17 protein-coding genes are annotated in these 15,883 nt (G+C 68.2%); 8 read left to right on the plus strand and 9 right to left on the minus strand.

Annotated features, from left to right (window positions below):
* Positions 1-58: 58 nt before the first annotated feature.
* Positions 59-1,792, minus strand: a complete 1,734-nt coding sequence (locus tag AC2YG9_RS16350; RefSeq protein ID WP_487299044.1) for a patatin-like phospholipase family protein — start codon at positions 1,790-1,792, stop codon at positions 59-61.
* A gap of 110 nt (positions 1,793-1,902) precedes the next feature.
* Here AC2YG9_RS16350 and AC2YG9_RS16355 point away from each other — a divergent pair, with 110 nt between their 5' ends.
* Positions 1,903-3,510, plus strand: coding sequence for a carboxyl transferase domain-containing protein (locus tag AC2YG9_RS16355; protein ID WP_487299045.1), 1,608 nt, complete (start codon positions 1,903-1,905; stop codon positions 3,508-3,510).
* A 101-nt stretch (positions 3,511-3,611) separates the two neighbouring features.
* Here the strand turns inward: AC2YG9_RS16355 and AC2YG9_RS16360 are convergent, their stop codons facing one another.
* A complete protein-coding gene (locus AC2YG9_RS16360) occupies positions 3,612-3,905 on the minus strand; it encodes a GIY-YIG nuclease family protein (protein WP_487299046.1) in 294 nt (97 codons plus the stop codon).
* Between the two features lie 233 nt (positions 3,906-4,138).
* Between AC2YG9_RS16360 and AC2YG9_RS16365 the strand changes: the two genes are divergently transcribed.
* The 3 genes from AC2YG9_RS16365 to AC2YG9_RS16375 are packed head-to-tail and all read left to right on the plus strand — an operon-like array spanning position 4,139 to position 8,008.
* Positions 4,139-4,978, plus strand: coding sequence for an enoyl-CoA hydratase-related protein (locus tag AC2YG9_RS16365; RefSeq protein ID WP_487299047.1), 840 nt, complete (start codon positions 4,139-4,141; stop codon positions 4,976-4,978).
* A 2-nt stretch (positions 4,979-4,980) separates the two neighbouring features.
* The gene (locus AC2YG9_RS16370) at positions 4,981-6,018 is read left to right on the plus strand and encodes a DUF3667 domain-containing protein (RefSeq protein ID WP_487299048.1); all 1,038 of its coding nucleotides are present in this window, start codon (positions 4,981-4,983) and stop codon (positions 6,016-6,018) included.
* Positions 6,011-8,008, plus strand: coding sequence for an acetyl/propionyl/methylcrotonyl-CoA carboxylase subunit alpha (locus AC2YG9_RS16375; RefSeq protein WP_487299049.1), 1,998 nt, complete (start codon positions 6,011-6,013; stop codon positions 8,006-8,008). Before AC2YG9_RS16370 ends, AC2YG9_RS16375 begins: the two co-directional genes overlap by 8 nt.
* A gap of 1 nt (position 8,009) precedes the next feature.
* On the opposite strand, the gene AC2YG9_RS16380 is transcribed toward AC2YG9_RS16375, so the two are convergent.
* On the minus strand, positions 8,010-8,486 hold the full coding sequence (locus tag AC2YG9_RS16380; RefSeq protein ID WP_487299050.1) for a hypothetical protein: 477 nt from the start codon (positions 8,484-8,486) through the stop codon (positions 8,010-8,012).
* Between the two features lie 584 nt (positions 8,487-9,070).
* Here AC2YG9_RS16380 and AC2YG9_RS16385 point away from each other — a divergent pair.
* Positions 9,071-9,478, plus strand: coding sequence for a DUF1489 family protein (locus tag AC2YG9_RS16385; RefSeq protein ID WP_487299051.1), 408 nt, complete (start codon positions 9,071-9,073; stop codon positions 9,476-9,478).
* Between the two features lie 156 nt (positions 9,479-9,634).
* Here the strand turns inward: AC2YG9_RS16385 and panC are convergent, their stop codons facing one another.
* On the minus strand, positions 9,635-10,489 hold the full coding sequence (gene panC / locus AC2YG9_RS16390) for a pantoate--beta-alanine ligase (protein ID WP_487299052.1): 855 nt from the start codon (positions 10,487-10,489) through the stop codon (positions 9,635-9,637).
* 187 nt (positions 10,490-10,676) lie between these two features.
* Here panC and mipZ point away from each other — a divergent pair, with 187 nt between their 5' ends.
* Positions 10,677-11,531 (plus strand): division plane-positioning ATPase MipZ, encoded by an 855-nt coding sequence (gene mipZ, locus AC2YG9_RS16395; RefSeq protein WP_487299053.1) that lies wholly within the window; start codon positions 10,677-10,679, stop codon positions 11,529-11,531.
* Positions 11,532-11,547: 16 nt separating this feature from the next.
* Positions 11,548-11,964: a J domain-containing protein gene (locus AC2YG9_RS16400; protein ID WP_487299054.1), complete on the plus strand. Its 417-nt coding sequence runs from the start codon at positions 11,548-11,550 to the stop codon at positions 11,962-11,964.
* Here AC2YG9_RS16400 and AC2YG9_RS16405 read toward each other — a convergent pair.
* Together AC2YG9_RS16405 and AC2YG9_RS16410 are read right to left on the minus strand one after the other, a co-directional pair.
* Positions 11,961-12,395 (minus strand): hypothetical protein, encoded by a 435-nt coding sequence (locus tag AC2YG9_RS16405; protein WP_487299055.1) that lies wholly within the window; start codon positions 12,393-12,395, stop codon positions 11,961-11,963. The two genes, AC2YG9_RS16400 and AC2YG9_RS16405, sit on opposite strands and share 4 nt — an antisense overlap.
* The gene (locus AC2YG9_RS16410) at positions 12,395-12,829 is read right to left on the minus strand and encodes an HIT family protein (protein WP_487299056.1); all 435 of its coding nucleotides are present in this window, start codon (positions 12,827-12,829) and stop codon (positions 12,395-12,397) included. Before AC2YG9_RS16410 ends, AC2YG9_RS16405 begins: the two co-directional genes overlap by 1 nt.
* Before the next feature lie 31 nt (positions 12,830-12,860).
* On the opposite strand from AC2YG9_RS16410, the gene AC2YG9_RS16415 reads away from it, so the two are divergent.
* Positions 12,861-13,430 (plus strand): DUF4287 domain-containing protein, encoded by a 570-nt coding sequence (locus tag AC2YG9_RS16415; protein ID WP_487299057.1) that lies wholly within the window; start codon positions 12,861-12,863, stop codon positions 13,428-13,430.
* Here the strand turns inward: AC2YG9_RS16415 and AC2YG9_RS16420 are convergent.
* From AC2YG9_RS16420 to AC2YG9_RS16430, 3 genes are read right to left on the minus strand one after another with little or no spacing between them, the layout of a single operon-like run.
* Positions 13,427-14,575, minus strand: a complete 1,149-nt coding sequence (locus AC2YG9_RS16420) for a GNAT family N-acetyltransferase (RefSeq protein ID WP_487299058.1) — start codon at positions 14,573-14,575, stop codon at positions 13,427-13,429. The genes AC2YG9_RS16415 and AC2YG9_RS16420 overlap by 4 nt on opposite strands.
* Complete coding sequence (locus AC2YG9_RS16425) at positions 14,572-15,345, minus strand: glycerophosphodiester phosphodiesterase (protein WP_487299059.1); 774 nt, start codon at positions 15,343-15,345, stop codon at positions 14,572-14,574. The genes AC2YG9_RS16420 and AC2YG9_RS16425 overlap by 4 nt, the downstream gene beginning before the upstream one ends.
* Complete coding sequence (locus AC2YG9_RS16430) at positions 15,342-15,803, minus strand: RidA family protein (RefSeq protein WP_487299060.1); 462 nt, start codon at positions 15,801-15,803, stop codon at positions 15,342-15,344. Before AC2YG9_RS16430 ends, AC2YG9_RS16425 begins: the two co-directional genes overlap by 4 nt.
* Positions 15,804-15,883 lie beyond the last annotated feature (80 nt).

Consider the following 15,883-nt stretch of genomic DNA (forward strand, 5'->3'; position numbering starts at 1 on the left):
AAATCCCCCGATACCCTGACGCCACCCTAGCGCTGCGCCGCCGCCGGGCTCAATCCATTCAGGTCTTGGCCCGGCGCAAATCGACGACCGCCCGCTCCAGCCCCGCCAGCACCTTTTCGGTGGCCAGCAGCCCGGCCTGGGCCGCGATCTCGAAGGCCTTCCAGTCGCGGATGTCGATGTGGTCGACGTCCGGCAGGACCAGGACGTCGGTGGCGTCCCGCGCCGCCAGCACCTCGCGGTTGGTCGACAGGGTCGCCGCCCGCATCAGCAAGGCCACGATCGGCGGCCCCTTGCGCCATTCGCCCGACAGCACCCACTTCAGCAGCGAGGGCAGGGCGATGTCCTCGGTGGTGATGCTGCGGCCGCGCGTGACATCGACCCCGACCACCGGCCCGCGCTGGATCGAGCGCATGATGTCGGCCGGGAAGTTCTTCATCACCGCCCCGTCGACCAGAACCTCGCCGGCCAGGGTCGAGGGCGGCATGACCCCGGGCAGGGCGATGGACGCCCGCAACGCATGGCGCAGCACCCCCCGCTGATGCAGCTCGTAGGTGCCCTGGGTCAGGTTGGAGGAGATGCAGTAGAACGGCAGCCACAGGTCCGGAATCTCGACCTCGCCGAAATGCTCTTCCAGCCGGTGATTGACCTTACGCCCATGGGTCAGGGCGATCAGGGGAAAGGCGATGTCGTCCAGCGGGCTGGTGTCGACGAAGGCCTGGCGGATGCGTCGCTCCAGTTCGGCCTCTTCCCAGCCCATGGCCAGGCTGGCGCCGATGATCGCGCCCATCGACGCCCCGCCGACGAAATCGATCGGCACCCCGGCCGCCTTCAGGGCCCGCAGGGCGCCGATGTGGGCATAGGCCCGCGCCCCGCCGCCCGACAGCACCAGCCCCACCGACCGGCCGGTCAGCAACCGCGCCATCCGCGCCGCGCAGGGCTCGCTGCCTTCGCGCACATGGAACAGCCGCGCCGCCCCGGTCGCCTCCAGCCAGGCCTCCGAGCCCTTCGGCTGGGTCAGGGTCGCCGGCTGGATCAGCATCAGATCGACCAGCTTGTAGGCTTCCAGCGTCTCCGACGCCTTGCCGCTTGTCGACGGCGGCGGCCGGTCGCCGCGGCCGACCCGGAACAGACGGTCCACCTGCCGCCCGACCAGGTCGCCCCAGGCCCGCTCGCCGGCCTCGGCGACATAGAGGACGAACTCGTGATCGGCCTCGACGTTGGAGAACCATTCGGTCGGGGCGCTGGCAGCCTCGGACCCGACCACGGTGACCGAATGGCCCATCGCGGCCATCGACCGGGCGATCTTGCCGATCAACGTCCTGATCTTGCCGGTCTTGTCGGCCGCCACGAAGCCGAACACGGCCGGGTCGCCCGTCGATGCGCGGGTGCTGGCGTATCGGGCCCGGTTGAGCACCAGCCTGGCGATCTCCAGCATGACGTGAGGATCGTCGTCGGCGGCCTCGAAGAAGGCCTTGGCGTCGAGGGCCAGCACCTCGGAATCGCGCAAGGCGACGACCCGGGCGGTGTGGGCCGTGCCGCCGACCAGGGCCATCTCGCCGGCCGGCTCGCCGGGCCGGATGACGCCGACGAACTGCCGGTCCAGACCCTCTTCCTTGCGGAAGGCCCCCAGCTTGCCGGCGTGGACCAGGAAGATCTGGCCCGACCGCTCGCCCGACTCGAACAGGGTCGCTCCGCCCGGCAGCGAGAACCAGCGCGCGTTGCCGGCCTCCCACTCGCGCTCGAAGAGGCGGGTGAGGGCGCTGTCCTGACGATAGGTGATGGGCCCGACCACGGCGCCAGCCTATCACGAGTCTCCGAAATGAACCCGCCGGCACGTCGTCGGCCTCAATGGGCACAATCCTGCCGCTTCCCCCGCTTCAAGGGACAAGCTATCCCTCACCCATGCCGAAACTGAGCACGACCGTCGACAAATCCAGCGAGGCCTTCGCCCGCAACGCCGCCGTCAACCAGGGCCTGGCCGCCGAGCTGCGCGAGCGCGTGGCCAAGGCCGCGCTTGGTGGGCCGGAATCCTCGCGCCAACGCCATTCCAGCCGGGGCAAGCTGCTCCCGCGCGAACGCGTCGAGCGCCTGCTGGACCCGGGCTCGCCCTTCCTGGAAATCGGCCAGCTGGCCGCCTTCGACCTCTACGACGGCGAAATCGCCGGCGCCGGCCTGATCTGCGGCATCGGCCGAGTCTCTGGCCGCGAGGTGATGATCGTCGCCAACGACGCCACCGTGAAGGGCGGCACCTACTACCCGATGACGGTCAAGAAGCACCTCCGCGCGCAGGAGATCGCCCAGCAGAACCGTCTGCCCTGCATCTACCTGGTCGACAGCGGCGGCGCGAACCTGCCCCACCAGGCCGAGGTCTTCCCCGACCGCGAACACTTCGGCCGCATCTTCTACAACCAGGCCCGCATGTCGGCCGAGAACATCCCCCAGATCGCCTGCGTCATGGGATCCTGCACCGCCGGCGGCGCCTACGTTCCGGCGATGAGCGACGAGACCGTCATCGTCCGCGGCGCGGGCGATGAGAGCCAGGGCACCATCTTCCTCGCGGGCCCGCCGCTGGTGAAGGCCGCCACCGGCGAGGTCATCTCCGCCACGGACCTTGGCGGCGCCGACGTCCACGGCCGCCGCTCGGGCGTCGTCGACCACGTGGCCGCCAACGACGAGCACGCCCTGGAGATCGTCCGCAACATCGTCGCCGGTCTGAACACCCTGAAGCCTCAGGAACTCGACGTCCGCGAACCCAAGCCCCCGGCCTTCGATCCGGCCGAGCTCTACGGCATCGTCCCGTCGGACGTCCGCGCGCCCTACGATGTGAAAGAGGTCATCGCCCGTATCGTCGACGGCAGCGACTTCGACGAGTTCAAGGCCCTCTATGGAACCAGCCTGGTCTGCGGCTTCGCCCGCATCTGGGGCTATCCGGTCGCCATCCTCGCCAACAACGGCGTCCTGTTCAGCGAGAGCGCCCAGAAGGCCGCCCACTTCATCGAACTGGCCTGCAAGCGGAAGATCCCGCTCGTGTTCCTGCAGAACATCTCCGGCTTCATGGTCGGCGGCAAATACGAGGCCGGCGGCATCGCCAAGGACGGGGCCAAGATGGTCACCGCCGTCGCCTCGGCCAATGTGCCGAAGTTCACCGTCCTGATCGGCGGCAGCTTCGGGGCCGGCAACTACGGCATGTGCGGCCGCGCCTATTCCCCCCGGTTCCTCTTCACCTGGCCCAACAGCCGGATCAGCGTCATGGGCGGCGAACAGGCGGCCAGCGTTCTCGCCACTGTCCACCGCGACGCCGATAAATGGACGCCGGAGCAGGAAGAGGCCTTCAAGGCCCCCATCCGCCAGACCTACGAAGACGAGGGCAACCCCTACCACGCCACCAGCCGCCTCTGGGACGACGGGGTGATCGACCCGGCCCAGACGCGCGATGTCCTCGGCCTCGCCATCTCCGCCAGCCTCAACGCGCCGATCCCCGAGACGCCGTTCGGCGTCTTCCGGATGTAATGATGCTGATCCACCACCCATCTCCGTCATCCCGGCCGAAGCGAAGCGTAGAGCCGGGACCCAGGGGCGGCCGCCGCCAACGGATCAGCCGCGTTCCCAGCTCAACAATTCAACGTCTCGTACAGGTCCAGCCACTGCGGGTTCAGCTTCTCAATCAACTCAAGCTTCCAGGTCCGCCGCCAGCGCTTGACCTGCTTCTCGAAGCGGATCGCCTCGTGAGCTGTCTCGAAGTGGCCGTACCAGACGAGCATCCGCACCGCGTGCTTCTTGGCGAAGGCGCTGCCTTCACCTTCACGATGCTGCGCGACGCGTCGGGCGAGGTCGCCGGTGATCCCCGTGTAGAGCGTGCCGTTGCGCCGGCTCGCCAGGATGTAGACGTAGAAGTGTCGTTCCATATCCTCCCCACTCCGTCATCCCGGACGGCCGAAGGCCGATCCGGGGCCCAGGGGCCGGAAGCTCCGCCGGTTGCGGCCGCCAACATCTTGCGCGCCGCCCCTGGGTCCCGGCTCTCCGCGCTGCGCGCTACGGCCGGGATGACGGAGATTAGTATGGAACAAAAAAAGAACAACGGTATCGGCGTCACCGCTCAGGCGTTTCCCACGCCTCAGCCACACCATAGGTTCCCAACATGACCAACCCCATCGCCGACCCCCTCGTCGAAGTCCCCGACACCGACACCCTCAGCGACCTCGTCCTCATCGAGGCCACCCCCGACGGCGTCGCCACCGTTACCATCAACCGCGCCGCCCGCCGCAACGCCTTCAACGCCGAGGTCATCTCGGCTCTGCACGAGGCCTTCCGCACCCTCAGCGACGCCGACGGCGTGCGGCTGGTCTTCCTGACCGGGGCAGGGGCCTCGTTCAGCGCTGGGGCCGACCTGGAGTGGATGAAGGCCGCCGTCGAGTGGTCGGAATCCGAGAACCGCGAAGACGCCATGGGCCTGGCCAGCATGCTGAAAGCCCTGCACGACCTGCCGCAGCTGACCGTCGCCCTGATCGACGGCCCGGCCTTCGGCGGCGGCGCCGGCCTGGCGGCCGCCTGTGACATGGCCGTGGCCACGGAACGCTCGACCTTCGCCTTCTCGGAGGTGAAGCTCGGCCTCACCCCGGCGACCATCAGCCCCTACGTGATCCGCGCCATCGGGGCCCGCAACGCCAAGGCCCTGTTCGCGACCGGCCAGGTCTTCAGCGCCGCCGAGGCGCAGGGCTACGGCCTGGTTGGCCAGGTGATCCCGGACGCCGCCGGTTTCGACGCTGTCCGCGCCGGTCTGACCACCGCCATCAAGGCCTGTGCTCCCGGCGCCGTCGCGGACGCCAAGGCCCTGGTCAACGACATCGAGGGCGCCGAGATCGACCGCGGCGTCATGGAAGAGACGGCCAAGCGCATCGCCGCCCGCCGGGTCAGCGAAGAGGGCCGTGAAGGCGTCACCGCCTTCCTCGAGAAGCGCAAACCGGGCTGGGCGGAGTAGGGATGACGCAGGGGGCCAAACCCAGGAAGGCGGCGGCTGCGAAACCCGCCGCCAAACCGCGCAAGCCGCGGGCTCCCAAGCCAGCGGCGGCTGCCGCCGTGGCCGAAGCCGGCCCCGCGATTGACCCGGAGCATCCCAGGCCCGGCCAGCCTCCGATGCCGGCCGACCCCGGAAAGACCTGCGCCAACTGCGGCACGCCGCTGCTTGGCCACTACTGCCATGAGTGCGGCCAGCAGGGTCACCTGCACAACAAGCTCGGCCATTTGCTGCACGAGTTCGTCGAGGGCATTGCGCACTTCGACGGCCGCCTGTGGCGCACCCTGCCGCTGCTGGCCTGGCGCCCCGGCCGCCTCAGCCGCGACTGGATCGAGGGCAAGCGGGCTCGCTACGTGGCCCCGCTGCACATCTTCCTGTTCGCCCTGTTCCTGATGTTCACCATCCCGAGCGTCATCCAATATCCGGGTGGCGGCGTGGTGAAGGTCAACGGCGCGCCGGTGGAGCGCAACGAGGCGGGCCGTCAGGCCCTGATGAAGCAGCAGAGCGAAAAGCTCGAGGCCATGAAGGCCAAGCCTGGCGAAAAGGCCAGTCAGGTCGAGAAGACCATGCTCTCGATCTCCAACACGATCATGAAGAAGTCGGAGAAGTTCGACTACTACATGCTCAAGATTGTCAGCATGCTCTACAAGCTCGGCTTCCTGATGGTGCCGATCTCGGTGGCCATCCTGTGGCTGCTGCTGTTCTACAAGCGTGGCTACACCCTCTACGACCACGCGACGGTCGCCCTCTACGGGTTGGGGTTCACCGCCCTCCTGATATCCATCGGCGAAGCGATCCCTCCGGGGCCCCGGGACTTCTGGACTCTTGGTCTAATGGTCTTCGTGCCCATCCATGCGGTCAGGCACCTCAAGGTCGCCTACGCCATGAAGTGGCCCGGCGCCGTCATGACCGGCGTGGTCATGGGCGTCCTGACCCTTCTCAGCCTTTTCATCTTTGTGTTCGGCATCGCCGCCATCATCGTCCTGGGAAGTTCCCATGCTTGAAAGCGTCCTCATCGCCAACCGTGGCGAGATCGCCCGGCGGATCATCCGCACCGCCCGCCGGCTGGGGGTGCGCACTATCGCCGTCTATTCGGACGCCGACGCCGATGCGCCCCACGTCCGCGAAGCCGACGAGGCCGTGCACATCGGCCCGGCCCCGGCCCGCGAGTCCTACCTCGTCCAGGAGAAGATCCTCGCCGCCGCCAAGGCGACGAACGCCGCCGCCGTCCACCCCGGCTACGGCTTCCTCTCCGAGAACGCCGGCTTCGCCCAGGCGGTGATCGACGCCGGCCTGATCTGGGTCGGCCCGCCGCCGGCCGCCATCGACGCCATGGGCCTGAAGGACGCCGCCAAGAAGCGCATGGCCGAGGCCGGCGTGCCGGTCACTCCGGGCTACCTGGGCGACGACCAGTCGGCTGATCGCCTCCAGAAGGAAGCCGACGCCATCGGCTATCCCGTGCTGATCAAGGCCGTGGCCGGCGGCGGCGGCAAGGGCATGCGCAAGGTGCTGGAAGCCGGCGAGTTCGCCGCCGCGCTCGCCTCCTGTCAGCGCGAGGCCGCCGCCAGCTTCGGCGACCAGAAGGTGCTGATCGAAAAGTATGTCACCCGCCCGCGCCACATCGAGGTGCAGGTGTTCGGCGACAGCCACGGCAACGTCGTCCACCTGTTCGAGCGCGACTGCAGCCTCCAGCGCCGCCATCAGAAGGTCATCGAGGAAGCCCCGGCCCCCGGCATGGACGAGGCCACCCGCGCCGCCGTCTGCGAGGCCGCCGTCCTCGCCGCCAAGGCCGTGAACTACGAAGGCGCCGGCACCATCGAATTCATCGCCGATGCGTCCGAGGGCCTGAAGGCCGACCGCATCTGGTTCATGGAAATGAACACCCGCCTGCAGGTCGAGCACCCCGTGACGGAGATGATCACCGGGCAGGATCTGGTGGAGTGGCAACTGCGGGTGGCCAGCGGCGAGCCGCTGCCGCTGACGCAGGACCAGTTGAAGATCGACGGCTGGGCGATGGAGGCGCGGCTGTATGCGGAGAACCCGGCGACGGGGTTCCTGCCGAGCACGGGAGATCTCGACGTCTTCTATCTTCCTGAAGGCGACGCCCGGATTGACAGTGCAGTCGAGAGAGGCGGCAGCGTTTCGCCGTTCTACGACCCTATGATCGCGAAGCTGATCGTGCATCGAGCATCTCGGGAGCAGGCAGCGAATGCCTTGTCAGAGACCTGTCGTGCAGTTCGGGTGTGGCCCGTCAAGACGAATGCCGCGTTCCTGGGGCGCTGCGCCGCCGACCCGCAATTCATCGCGGGTGATGTGGATACCGGCTTCATTGAGCGCCGGTTAGACGATCTCGTTCGGAAGGGCCCTGCGCCGGCTCTGGCCGTTCTGGCTGCTGGGCAGTCGTTTGCTCGAACGAAGCGTCGGCGGGCACGGTCCGGCGAAACGGAGGAACTCCTCTGGGAGAACTTGATGGTCGGCTTCCGGTTGAACGCTGACCCCACTTTTCCGCTGACGATGTACGAAGATGGTCAACGCAGAACGCTCGCCTTTACAGGTCTCCCGCACAAAGAAGAGGGATACACCTTAGACCCGGAATTCGATGGCAGCTACGACGGCTGCACCGCCCGGATGAGCGGCTCGGAAAACCATGCGCGATTGAACGGTAGTTATTTCAACGTGATCTGCGCTGATGACGATACGCGGATCATCATCATCGACGGCGAGATCTACGAGTTCCGATGGACGCTGGCGGCGGCCGGACAGTCCGGCGCCTCCGACGGCGCCATCCTATCCCCCATGCCCGGCAAGGTCGTCTCCGTCTCGGTCAAGGCCGGCGACACGGTGACCAAGGGCCAGACCCTGCTGGTCCTCGAGGCCATGAAGATGGAACACGCCCTGGCCGCCCCCTTCGACGGGACGGTCGCCGAACTCAACGCCGTCGCCAGCGGCCAGGTCAGTGAGGGCGTCGTGCTGGCGAAGCTCGAGGCCGGCTGAGCTATCGCGCGGCTTCGCCGCCGTCGCCGCCGAGGCCGCGAATGGTCTTGCCGACCAGGCTCGCCGCATCGGGGGCGGGCAGGGCCTCGCCGCTGGGCGTCAGGCAGCGCTGCTTGCCGTCCGCGCCATCGATGCGCGGAGCGACGGACTGCACCGTCGTCCCATCGGCGGCATAGGTCGCCAGGTATTGGCAGCCGGTCGCGATGTCGGTCAGCACGAAAAGATTGGGCTGGGCGGTCGGCGCGCGGTTGAACCGGGCGCTGAGGGTGCGCTCTCGCACCGCGCCGGCCGGATCACGCACCGCCTGCTCGGCAAGCTCGGCGCCTTCGTTGAGTCTCTGGGCCGTGTTGCGGGCGTTGGCGGCGGCGTCTTCCACCTGCTGCAGGGCGGCGGCCCCATCCTCGCAGGCCGACAGCAGCAGGGCGGAGACTGCCAGCAGGCCGAGCACGGGGCCGGTGGAGCGCAGGGTCAGCGTCATGATCGATATCCCGGGGGCCATCCAGACACAGGCGACAGGCCGTCCCCTTGGCCCATGGCGGGGGCGGTGTCGTCGGTCTCGCCAATCCGGATCGATCTGATCCGTCCTCATCGCCAGGGCCCGCGGGCCAGGATTGGTGACGATGATCCCGCTGGAACCGCGGCCGGCTACTCCCCGAAGAGCGTTCCTGATCTAGGGATGCCTGCGCCGCAATGCAAACGGCTCGCGGAATATCTCTATGTGGATCCTGCAAAATCAGAGACTTAGCGAATATGTCTAGACATATTCATCTCGCAAAACCGGCCGCAACGACGGTTCAGAGCCCGCCAACAGGGTCGCGTTGATATCGGCCTGTCACAAGGCGCCAACATTCCCCGCCTCGGCGCCTACGCCATGTCAACACCGGCGCCTACATTCCCGGCCTCTCCCGCTACCCTAAAGTCACACAAAAACAATCGACTAACCGGAACGTCGAACCTCGGCTACCGATCGCCGGGTGTCTGTGTTGATGTCCCTGCTGCGGTATAATGGTCCCCCGCTTCGATAAGCCTTCCATCCCCGCCCAGATCGCCTAAATCCGCCCCATGCCGCTTCACATCATCAAGCTCTGCGTCGGCGTCGAGAGCCTGCAGGACCTGCGCGACTGGCGGGCCCAGCGTGCGGCGCAGGGTCATCCGTCCTACTGCCCGACCCGCATGGCCCCCAAGCGCGCCGCCGAGGTGCTCGATGGCGGGTCGCTATACTGGGTGATCAAGGGCCAGGTGCTTTGCCGCCAGGCGATCACCGAAATCCGCACCGACGTCCCGGGCCAACAACCCGTCCGCTTCATGCTGGCGCCCGAACTGATCGAGACCGCCCCCCAGCCCCGCCGCGCCTTCCAGGGCTGGCGCTATCTCGACGCCAAGGACGCTCCGCCGGACCTCGCCAAGGGGGAAGGGGAGGCGATGGACCAGGAACTGGCGAAACAGCTGCGTGAACTGGGCGCCTGGTAAAGATCCTCCCCCATCGGGGGAGGGGGACCGCCGCCGAAGGCGGTGGTGGAGGGGGTCCCCACCGGCGGTCGCTACGGCCGGGTTACCCGCAAACCTCAGCGGTGACCCCCTCCGTCAGCGGCTGCGCCGCTGCCACCTCCCCCGAGAGGGGGAGGATCAGACCGCCCAGTTGTCGATCAGCCGGGTCTTGCCCAGCCACGCCGCCACGAACAGCCGGGCCCCGGCCCCAACCGGTCCAGGCCCCAGCCTCTGCATGGTCTCGCCGTCATGCGCCTGAACATAGTCGACCGGCCCGAAGCCCGCCGCCTCCAGCTTCGCGACCGCCTGAGCCTCCACCGCCTCGACCGCCATGCCGCCGCGCAGGGCCGCCACGGCCTCGGCCATCACCGCCGGCACAAGCGCCGCTGTCCGCCGCTCATCGGCGCTGAGGTAGGCGTTGCGCGAGGACATGGCCAGACCGTCGGCCTCGCGCACGGTCGGCCCACCGACGATCTCCACCGGCAGGTCGAGGTCCCGCGCCATCCGCTTGATGACCAGCAGCTGCTGGTAGTCCTTCTCGCCGAACAGGGCGACGTCCGGCCCGCACTGGATCAGCAACTTGGAGACCACCGTCGCCACCCCGCCAAAGAACTGCGGCCGCTTCTCGCCCTCCAGCGGTCCGGAGACGCCGTCCACCGTCACCCTGGTCGCGAAACCCGGCGGGTACATGACCTCCACGCCCGGCGCGAAGATCAGCTCACAGCCCGCCGCCCCCAGCAGTTCCGCATCGCGGCCCTCGCCGCGCGGATAGGCGTCGAAATCCTCATGCGGCGCGAACTGGGCCGGATTGACGAAGATCGAGGCCACCACATGGTCACAGGTCTCCAGCCCCAGCCGGACCAGCGACAGGTGCCCCTCATGCAGGGCGCCCATGGTCGGGACCATGGCGATGCGCTTTCCGGCCGCGCGCCAGGCCGCGACCTGTTGGCGCAGGTCGGTGACGGTTCGGACGATGGCGGGGCGCTTGACCACGCTTGGCCTCCCTTTCAGGTCAACAGGCGCGGCTTATCGCCCGTCCCCGCGGGCCAAGTCCAGCGAGACCGGGGTTCTCCACACGCCTGTGGACAATCGCGCCGGTCACATTGCTCTCAGCCCTCGCGGGGTGGATCGTTAACGGCCCGGGCTCGGTGAGTCGCGGCCATCGCGGAAGGAGACCGCCATGCATCAGGCCCCCAAGCAAATGCCTCGGGTCATCGTCGTGGGTAACGAGAAGGGCGGGGCCGGCAAGTCGACCATCGCCATCCACCTGACGGCCGCCCTGCTGCACGGCGGGGCCAAGGTGGCGATCATGGATCTCGACCTGCGCCAGTCTTCGCTCGCCAAATTCTACCGCAACCGCCACGCCTGGCTCGCTTCGCAGCCCGGGGTCAGCCTGCCTGAGCCCCTGATCCGGAACCCATCCGAGGATGGCGTTGCGCTGCACCGCGCCGACGCCGCCGAACAGATGGCCGCCTTCGAGACCGCCTTCGCCGCCGGCCACCAGGACGCCGACTTCCTGGTCATCGACACCCCCGGGGGCGACACCCCGCTCAGCCGCGCCGCCCACGCCCGCGCCGACCTCATCGTCACCCCGATGAACGACAGTTTCGTCGACTTCGACATGCTGGGCAGCGTCAATCCGGTGACCCTGGAGCTGGAAAAGCCCAGTCTCTACTCCGAGACCGTCTGGGAAGCCCGCAAACAGCGCGCCCTGACCGGCCAGCGCCAGATGCTGGACTGGGTCGTCCTGCGCAACCGCCTGGCCAGCGTCGACGCCCGCAACCGCAAGCGGGTCGATGACCGCCTGATGGCCCTCGCCAAGCGCGTCGGCTTCCGCACCGGCCCCGGCCTGCGCGACCGGGTCATCTACCGCGAGCTCTTCCCGTTCGGCCTGACCATCGCCGACCTGTCGGCCAAGGTCCGCCCGATCCCGGTGGCCCTCAGCCATGTCGCGGCGCGTCAGGAACTGCGCGCCCTGATGCATTCGCTTGGCCTTTCGGCCTTCTCGGGCGATGAGTTGCTCGCCGCCGAATAGGGCGGGGAGTGAGTTCATGATCTATCTGCTGCTGGCCGCCGCGGTCGGCGTCCTCGTCTGGATGGGCCGCAAGAGCCTGCCGAAGCTGAACATCCGCGACTGGCGGGTGGCCAGCGGCGCGCTCGGGGCCCTGGCCTTCCTGGGCGGCATCGCCGCGGCCATGCGCGGCAGCATGGTGCTGGGCGGCAGCCTGCTGGTTGTCGGTGTTGGCCTGGCCTTCGGAGCCCGCGTCCATCTGCCCAGGAAGCAGGCTTTGCCCAGCCCCAGCGACACCGAAGCCCGCGCCATCCTCGGCGTCACCCCCGAGGCCGGCGAAGCCGAGATCCAGGCCGCCTACAGCCGCCTGATCCGCCTGGCCCACCCCGACAGGGGCGGCACCGCCGGCCTCGCGGCCCAGCTCAACGCCGCCCGCGACCGCCTGCTCAAGCGCTAGTTGGGAACCCGCGCCATCCGCTTGGCCATCAGGTCCTGGACACTGCTCCCCGGCGCCAACGGCATTGGCGCGCCATCACAGATATGGGCCGCCACCCGGGCCATCTGACTGCCGTCTGTCGGTTTCCAGTCGGTCGGCACCGGGCTGGTCTCGACCACCTTGAGTTGCGCATCCAGCCCCCGCGCCGGCCCGTTGGCCCGGAACTGCCGCCGCCCGCAGGACAGCTGCATCGGCATCATCGCGACCTGCACCGGGCCTTCCTCGCCATAGATCAGCACCAGCTCGAAGCTCTGGTAGGTCCCGGTCATGACGATGCTGTCCAGGTCGACCACCCCCAGACCCTCGAGGTCATCCGCGAAGATGCGGAAATCCGCCGCCGCCGCCGGCGTCGCCGCCAGGCCCGCGATCAGGGCGAGGCCGGCCGCGCGCATCAGTCCAGCGCCGCCCTGATCTGCGCCGCCAGCGCCTGCAGTTCGGCCGGGTCGGCCATGCCGCCGCCATGCCGCCCGAGCGCCTCGCCCTCCCAGCGCGGGATGACGTGAAAATGCAGGTGGAAGATGGTCTGCCCCGCCGGCGCCCCGTTGAACTGGGTGACCACCAGCCCGTCGGGCTTCAACGCCTTGCGCGCTGCCCGCGTCAGCCGCTGAACAGCGACCATTAGATTGACCAGCACCTCCGGCTCGACGTCCAGCAGGTTGCGCGCCCGCGACGTCTTGGAGATGACCAGGCAATGGCCCTTCGACTGCGGAAAGGCGTCCATGAAGGCCAGGACGTCGTCGTCCTCGAACACCCGGGCGCTGGGGATCTCGCCCCGCACGATCTTCGCAAAGATGTTGGCGTCGTCGTAGGTTCCGTCCAGACTCATCAAGCTCGCTCCAACCGGGGGATTTCCAACGATGGCCGAACACCTCACCGAGCGCCAGAAGAAGTGGTTCGCCTCGGTCCAGGCCAGTCTGGAGCGCGACACCGGCAAGACCCTGGCTGAATGGGTGGCCATCGCCAAATCCTGCCCCGAGACCAGTCGCCGCAAACAGGCCGACTGGCTGCGCGAGCACCACGGACTTGGCGTCAACCGCGCCGCCCATGTCCTGAACGAGGCCTTCCCGTCGGACCTCGGCTGGGACGACGGCCCGGCCCTGCGCATCGCCCTGTGGAAGGATCCGGCTTCAACCGCCATCTTCGAGGCCGTCGAAGCCCAGGTGAAGGACTACCCGGGCCTGGTCACCGGCCAGCGCAAGGGCTTCTCGGCGTGGTCGCGGAACTTCCAGTTTGCCTCGGTCCGTCCGCTCAAGGGAGGCAAGGCCCGGCTGGGCCTCTGCGTGTCGCCCGACGCTGACCCACGCTTGGAACCCTACAGGAACGAGGGCTGGTCCGAGCGCCTCAAGGCGGCGATCACCCTGTCGTCGCCGGGTGAGGTGGACGCCTCGATCAGCAAGCTTCTCAAGGACTCCTGGGACGCCAGCTAGCCCTGCCGGAACGGAGAAAACTCCTCGGCCAACCAGTTCATTTCGCCCTGCACATTGGCCCGCTCCTGGTCCAGATAGCGGGCGACTGGTTCGCGCAGCATCGGGTCGGCGATGTAGTGGGCCGAGTAGACCGGGGAGGGCAGGTAGCCGCGGGCAATCTTGTGCTGGCCCTGGGCGCCGGCCTCGACGCGGTTCAGGCCCAGGCGGATGGCGTGTTCGATGGCCTGGTAGTAGCAGAGCTCGAAATGCAGGAACGGCCGTTCCTCCAGCGCGCCCCAGTTGCGGCCGTAGAGGCAGTCGTCGCCGACAAGGTTGAGGGCGCCGGCGATCCAACGCTCCTCGCGCCTGGCCATGACCAGCAGCACCCGGTCGGCCATCCGCTCGCCGAGCATCGAGAAGAACCGCCGGTTCAGATAGGGGCTGCCCCACTTGCGCGACCCGGTGTCCATGTAGAAGGCGAAGAAGGCGTCCCAGTGCTCTTCGGTCAGGTCCGCGCCGGTCAGGCCGACGATCTCGACGCCTGTCTGCGCATCGCGACGCTCGCGCCGGATGGTTTTGCGCCGGCCCGACGACAGGGCGGCGAGGAAGTCATCAAACGTCCCGTACCCCTTGTTTTCCCAGTGATATTGCTGATCCTGCCGCGCCAGAAGCCCGGCCGTCGTCAGGAACCGCCAGTCGCGCTCCTCGGGGAAGGTGACATGCAGGCCGGACGCCCCCAGCTTCTCACAGACCGTCAAGGCCCCGCCGAGCAGCATGTTGCGGCCCTCGGCCGGATCCACATCCGGCCGCACCAGCAGGCGGGGTCCGGTCACCGGCGAGAAGGGCGCGGCGCACTGCAGTTTCGGATAGTAGCGCCCGCCGGCCCGCTCATAGGCGTCGGCCCAGGACCAGTCGAAGACATACTCCCCCTGGCTGTGGCTCTTCAGATAGAGGGGCATGACGGCCGCCACCGCGCCCGCCTCGTCCTCGATCGACAGGTGATGCGGCGCCCAGCCGGTGCGGTCGGAGGCGCAGCCGCTCTCCTCGCAGATGTCGAGAAAGTCGTAGGCGACGAAGGGGTTGCCCTCGCCGGCGCAGGCGCTCCAGGCGGCCTTCCCAATCTCGGAAATTCGGCGGTGGATGCGGACCGCCGGCTTCAGCTTCACGCGCGGAAGCCCTCGAAGATGACGTTATCGCAGTAGGGCTCCAGCCGCTCGCCGTCCTCCAGGGTGCGCACCGTCCAGGCGATGATCGGCATGCCCCGGCTGCGGTACAGCTCTGCACGCGGGCAGGGCAGCATGCGGGTGTCCAGCGCCAGGAAGTCGGGCCGGGCGATCTCGACATGCTCCAGGTTGGCGAAGCTCTTGCGCATCTCCGGGGCCAGCTTCATCGCCGCCTCATCGTTCCAGGCATAGCTGTCGAGGCCTCGCAGGATCTGGGGATGGTGGTCCGCGAACCAGGCGTGGCTGTAGGGGTTGAAGCCGATCACACAGGTCGGGCCATGGTGGTCGAGTAGCACTTCGCTGACCCGCTTCTCCAGGTCGCCGACCTCGCCGAACGGGGTCTTCAGTTCGATGTGGACGAGGGCCTTGCTGCCGATCTCGACCAGGGCTTCGGCCAGCGTGGGAATGCCCTCGTCGGTGCCCTTGAGGCGCAGGTCGCGCAGGTCCGCCAGGCTGCGGTCCTTCAGCTTGCCTTCGACGCCGCACATGCGGTCGAGGCCATAGTCATGGAACACCACGGCCTCGCCATCGGCGGTCAGGTGAACATCCAGCTCGATGCCGTAACCGGCGGCGCAGGCGGCATGGAAAGCCCCCAGGCTGTTCTCCGGCGGGCCGTCCGGCGACCACAGGCCCCGGTGCGCGACCGGTGGGCTGAACAACAGCTCCCAGGCCTGGCCGAATTCCGAAGGTTGCGGGCGTGGATGATGTTTCATGGGGCCAGCTCCACCACCGCATCGACCTCGACCGCGAAGTTGCGCGGCAGGCGATAGACGCCGACCGCCGAGCGGGCGTGCCGTCCGGCCTCGCCGAACACCTCGACCATCAGGTCGGAAGCGCCGTTGATGATGCTGGGTATGTCGAAGAAGCTTGGCCCCGCCTGAACGAAGCCGCCCAGCTTGACCACCCGGACCACCTTGTCGAGGTCGCCGGTGGCGGCCTTCATCTGGGCAATCAGGTTGATGCCGCAGAGCCGCGCCGCCTGCACGGCGGTCGCCGCATCGACGTCCTCGCCGACGATGCCGGTGATCCCGCCGTTGGCGTCCAGCGACACCTGACCGGAAATATGCAGCAGATTGCCCGACCGGACGAAGGGCACGTAGTTGGCTATCGGGGCGACCGGGGCGGGCAGGGTGATGCCGGCGGCGGCCAGACGGGTTTCGGCGTTGGACATGGCCGATACCTAGCGCCTCAAACCCTGGGCCGGAAACGGAAAAGGCCCGGATCGTTACCGATCCGGGCCCTCACGAGTTG

It is taken from the genome of Caulobacter sp. SRI_014 (genome assembly GCF_057586315.1).

Bases quoted from the DNA above. Each gene is read 5' to 3' on its own strand.
- AC2YG9_RS16370 (WP_487299048.1), top strand. From the start codon at position 4,981: ATGACGCAGGGGGCCAAACCCAGGAAGGCGGCGGCTGCGAAACCCGCC.
- AC2YG9_RS16400 (WP_487299054.1), top strand. From the start codon at position 11,548: ATGATCTATCTGCTGCTGGCCGCCGCGGTCGGCGTCCTCGTCTGGATG.
- AC2YG9_RS16375 (WP_487299049.1), top strand. From the start codon at position 6,011: ATGCTTGAAAGCGTCCTCATCGCCAACCGTGGCGAGATCGCCCGGCGG.
- AC2YG9_RS16365 (WP_487299047.1), top strand. From the start codon at position 4,139: ATGACCAACCCCATCGCCGACCCCCTCGTCGAAGTCCCCGACACCGAC.
- AC2YG9_RS16385 (WP_487299051.1), top strand. From the start codon at position 9,071: ATGCCGCTTCACATCATCAAGCTCTGCGTCGGCGTCGAGAGCCTGCAG.
- AC2YG9_RS16410 (WP_487299056.1), bottom strand. From the start codon at position 12,829: ATGAGTCTGGACGGAACCTACGACGACGCCAACATCTTTGCGAAGATC.
- AC2YG9_RS16380 (WP_487299050.1), bottom strand. From the start codon at position 8,486: ATGACGCTGACCCTGCGCTCCACCGGCCCCGTGCTCGGCCTGCTGGCA.
- AC2YG9_RS16430 (WP_487299060.1), bottom strand. From the start codon at position 15,803: ATGTCCAACGCCGAAACCCGTCTGGCCGCCGCCGGCATCACCCTGCCC.
- AC2YG9_RS16360 (WP_487299046.1), bottom strand. From the start codon at position 3,905: ATGGAACGACACTTCTACGTCTACATCCTGGCGAGCCGGCGCAACGGC.
- mipZ (WP_487299053.1), top strand. From the start codon at position 10,677: ATGCATCAGGCCCCCAAGCAAATGCCTCGGGTCATCGTCGTGGGTAAC.
- AC2YG9_RS16415 (WP_487299057.1), top strand. From the start codon at position 12,861: ATGGCCGAACACCTCACCGAGCGCCAGAAGAAGTGGTTCGCCTCGGTC.
- AC2YG9_RS16355 (WP_487299045.1), top strand. From the start codon at position 1,903: ATGCCGAAACTGAGCACGACCGTCGACAAATCCAGCGAGGCCTTCGCC.
- AC2YG9_RS16425 (WP_487299059.1), bottom strand. From the start codon at position 15,345: ATGAAACATCATCCACGCCCGCAACCTTCGGAATTCGGCCAGGCCTGG.
- AC2YG9_RS16405 (WP_487299055.1), bottom strand. From the start codon at position 12,395: ATGCGCGCGGCCGGCCTCGCCCTGATCGCGGGCCTGGCGGCGACGCCG.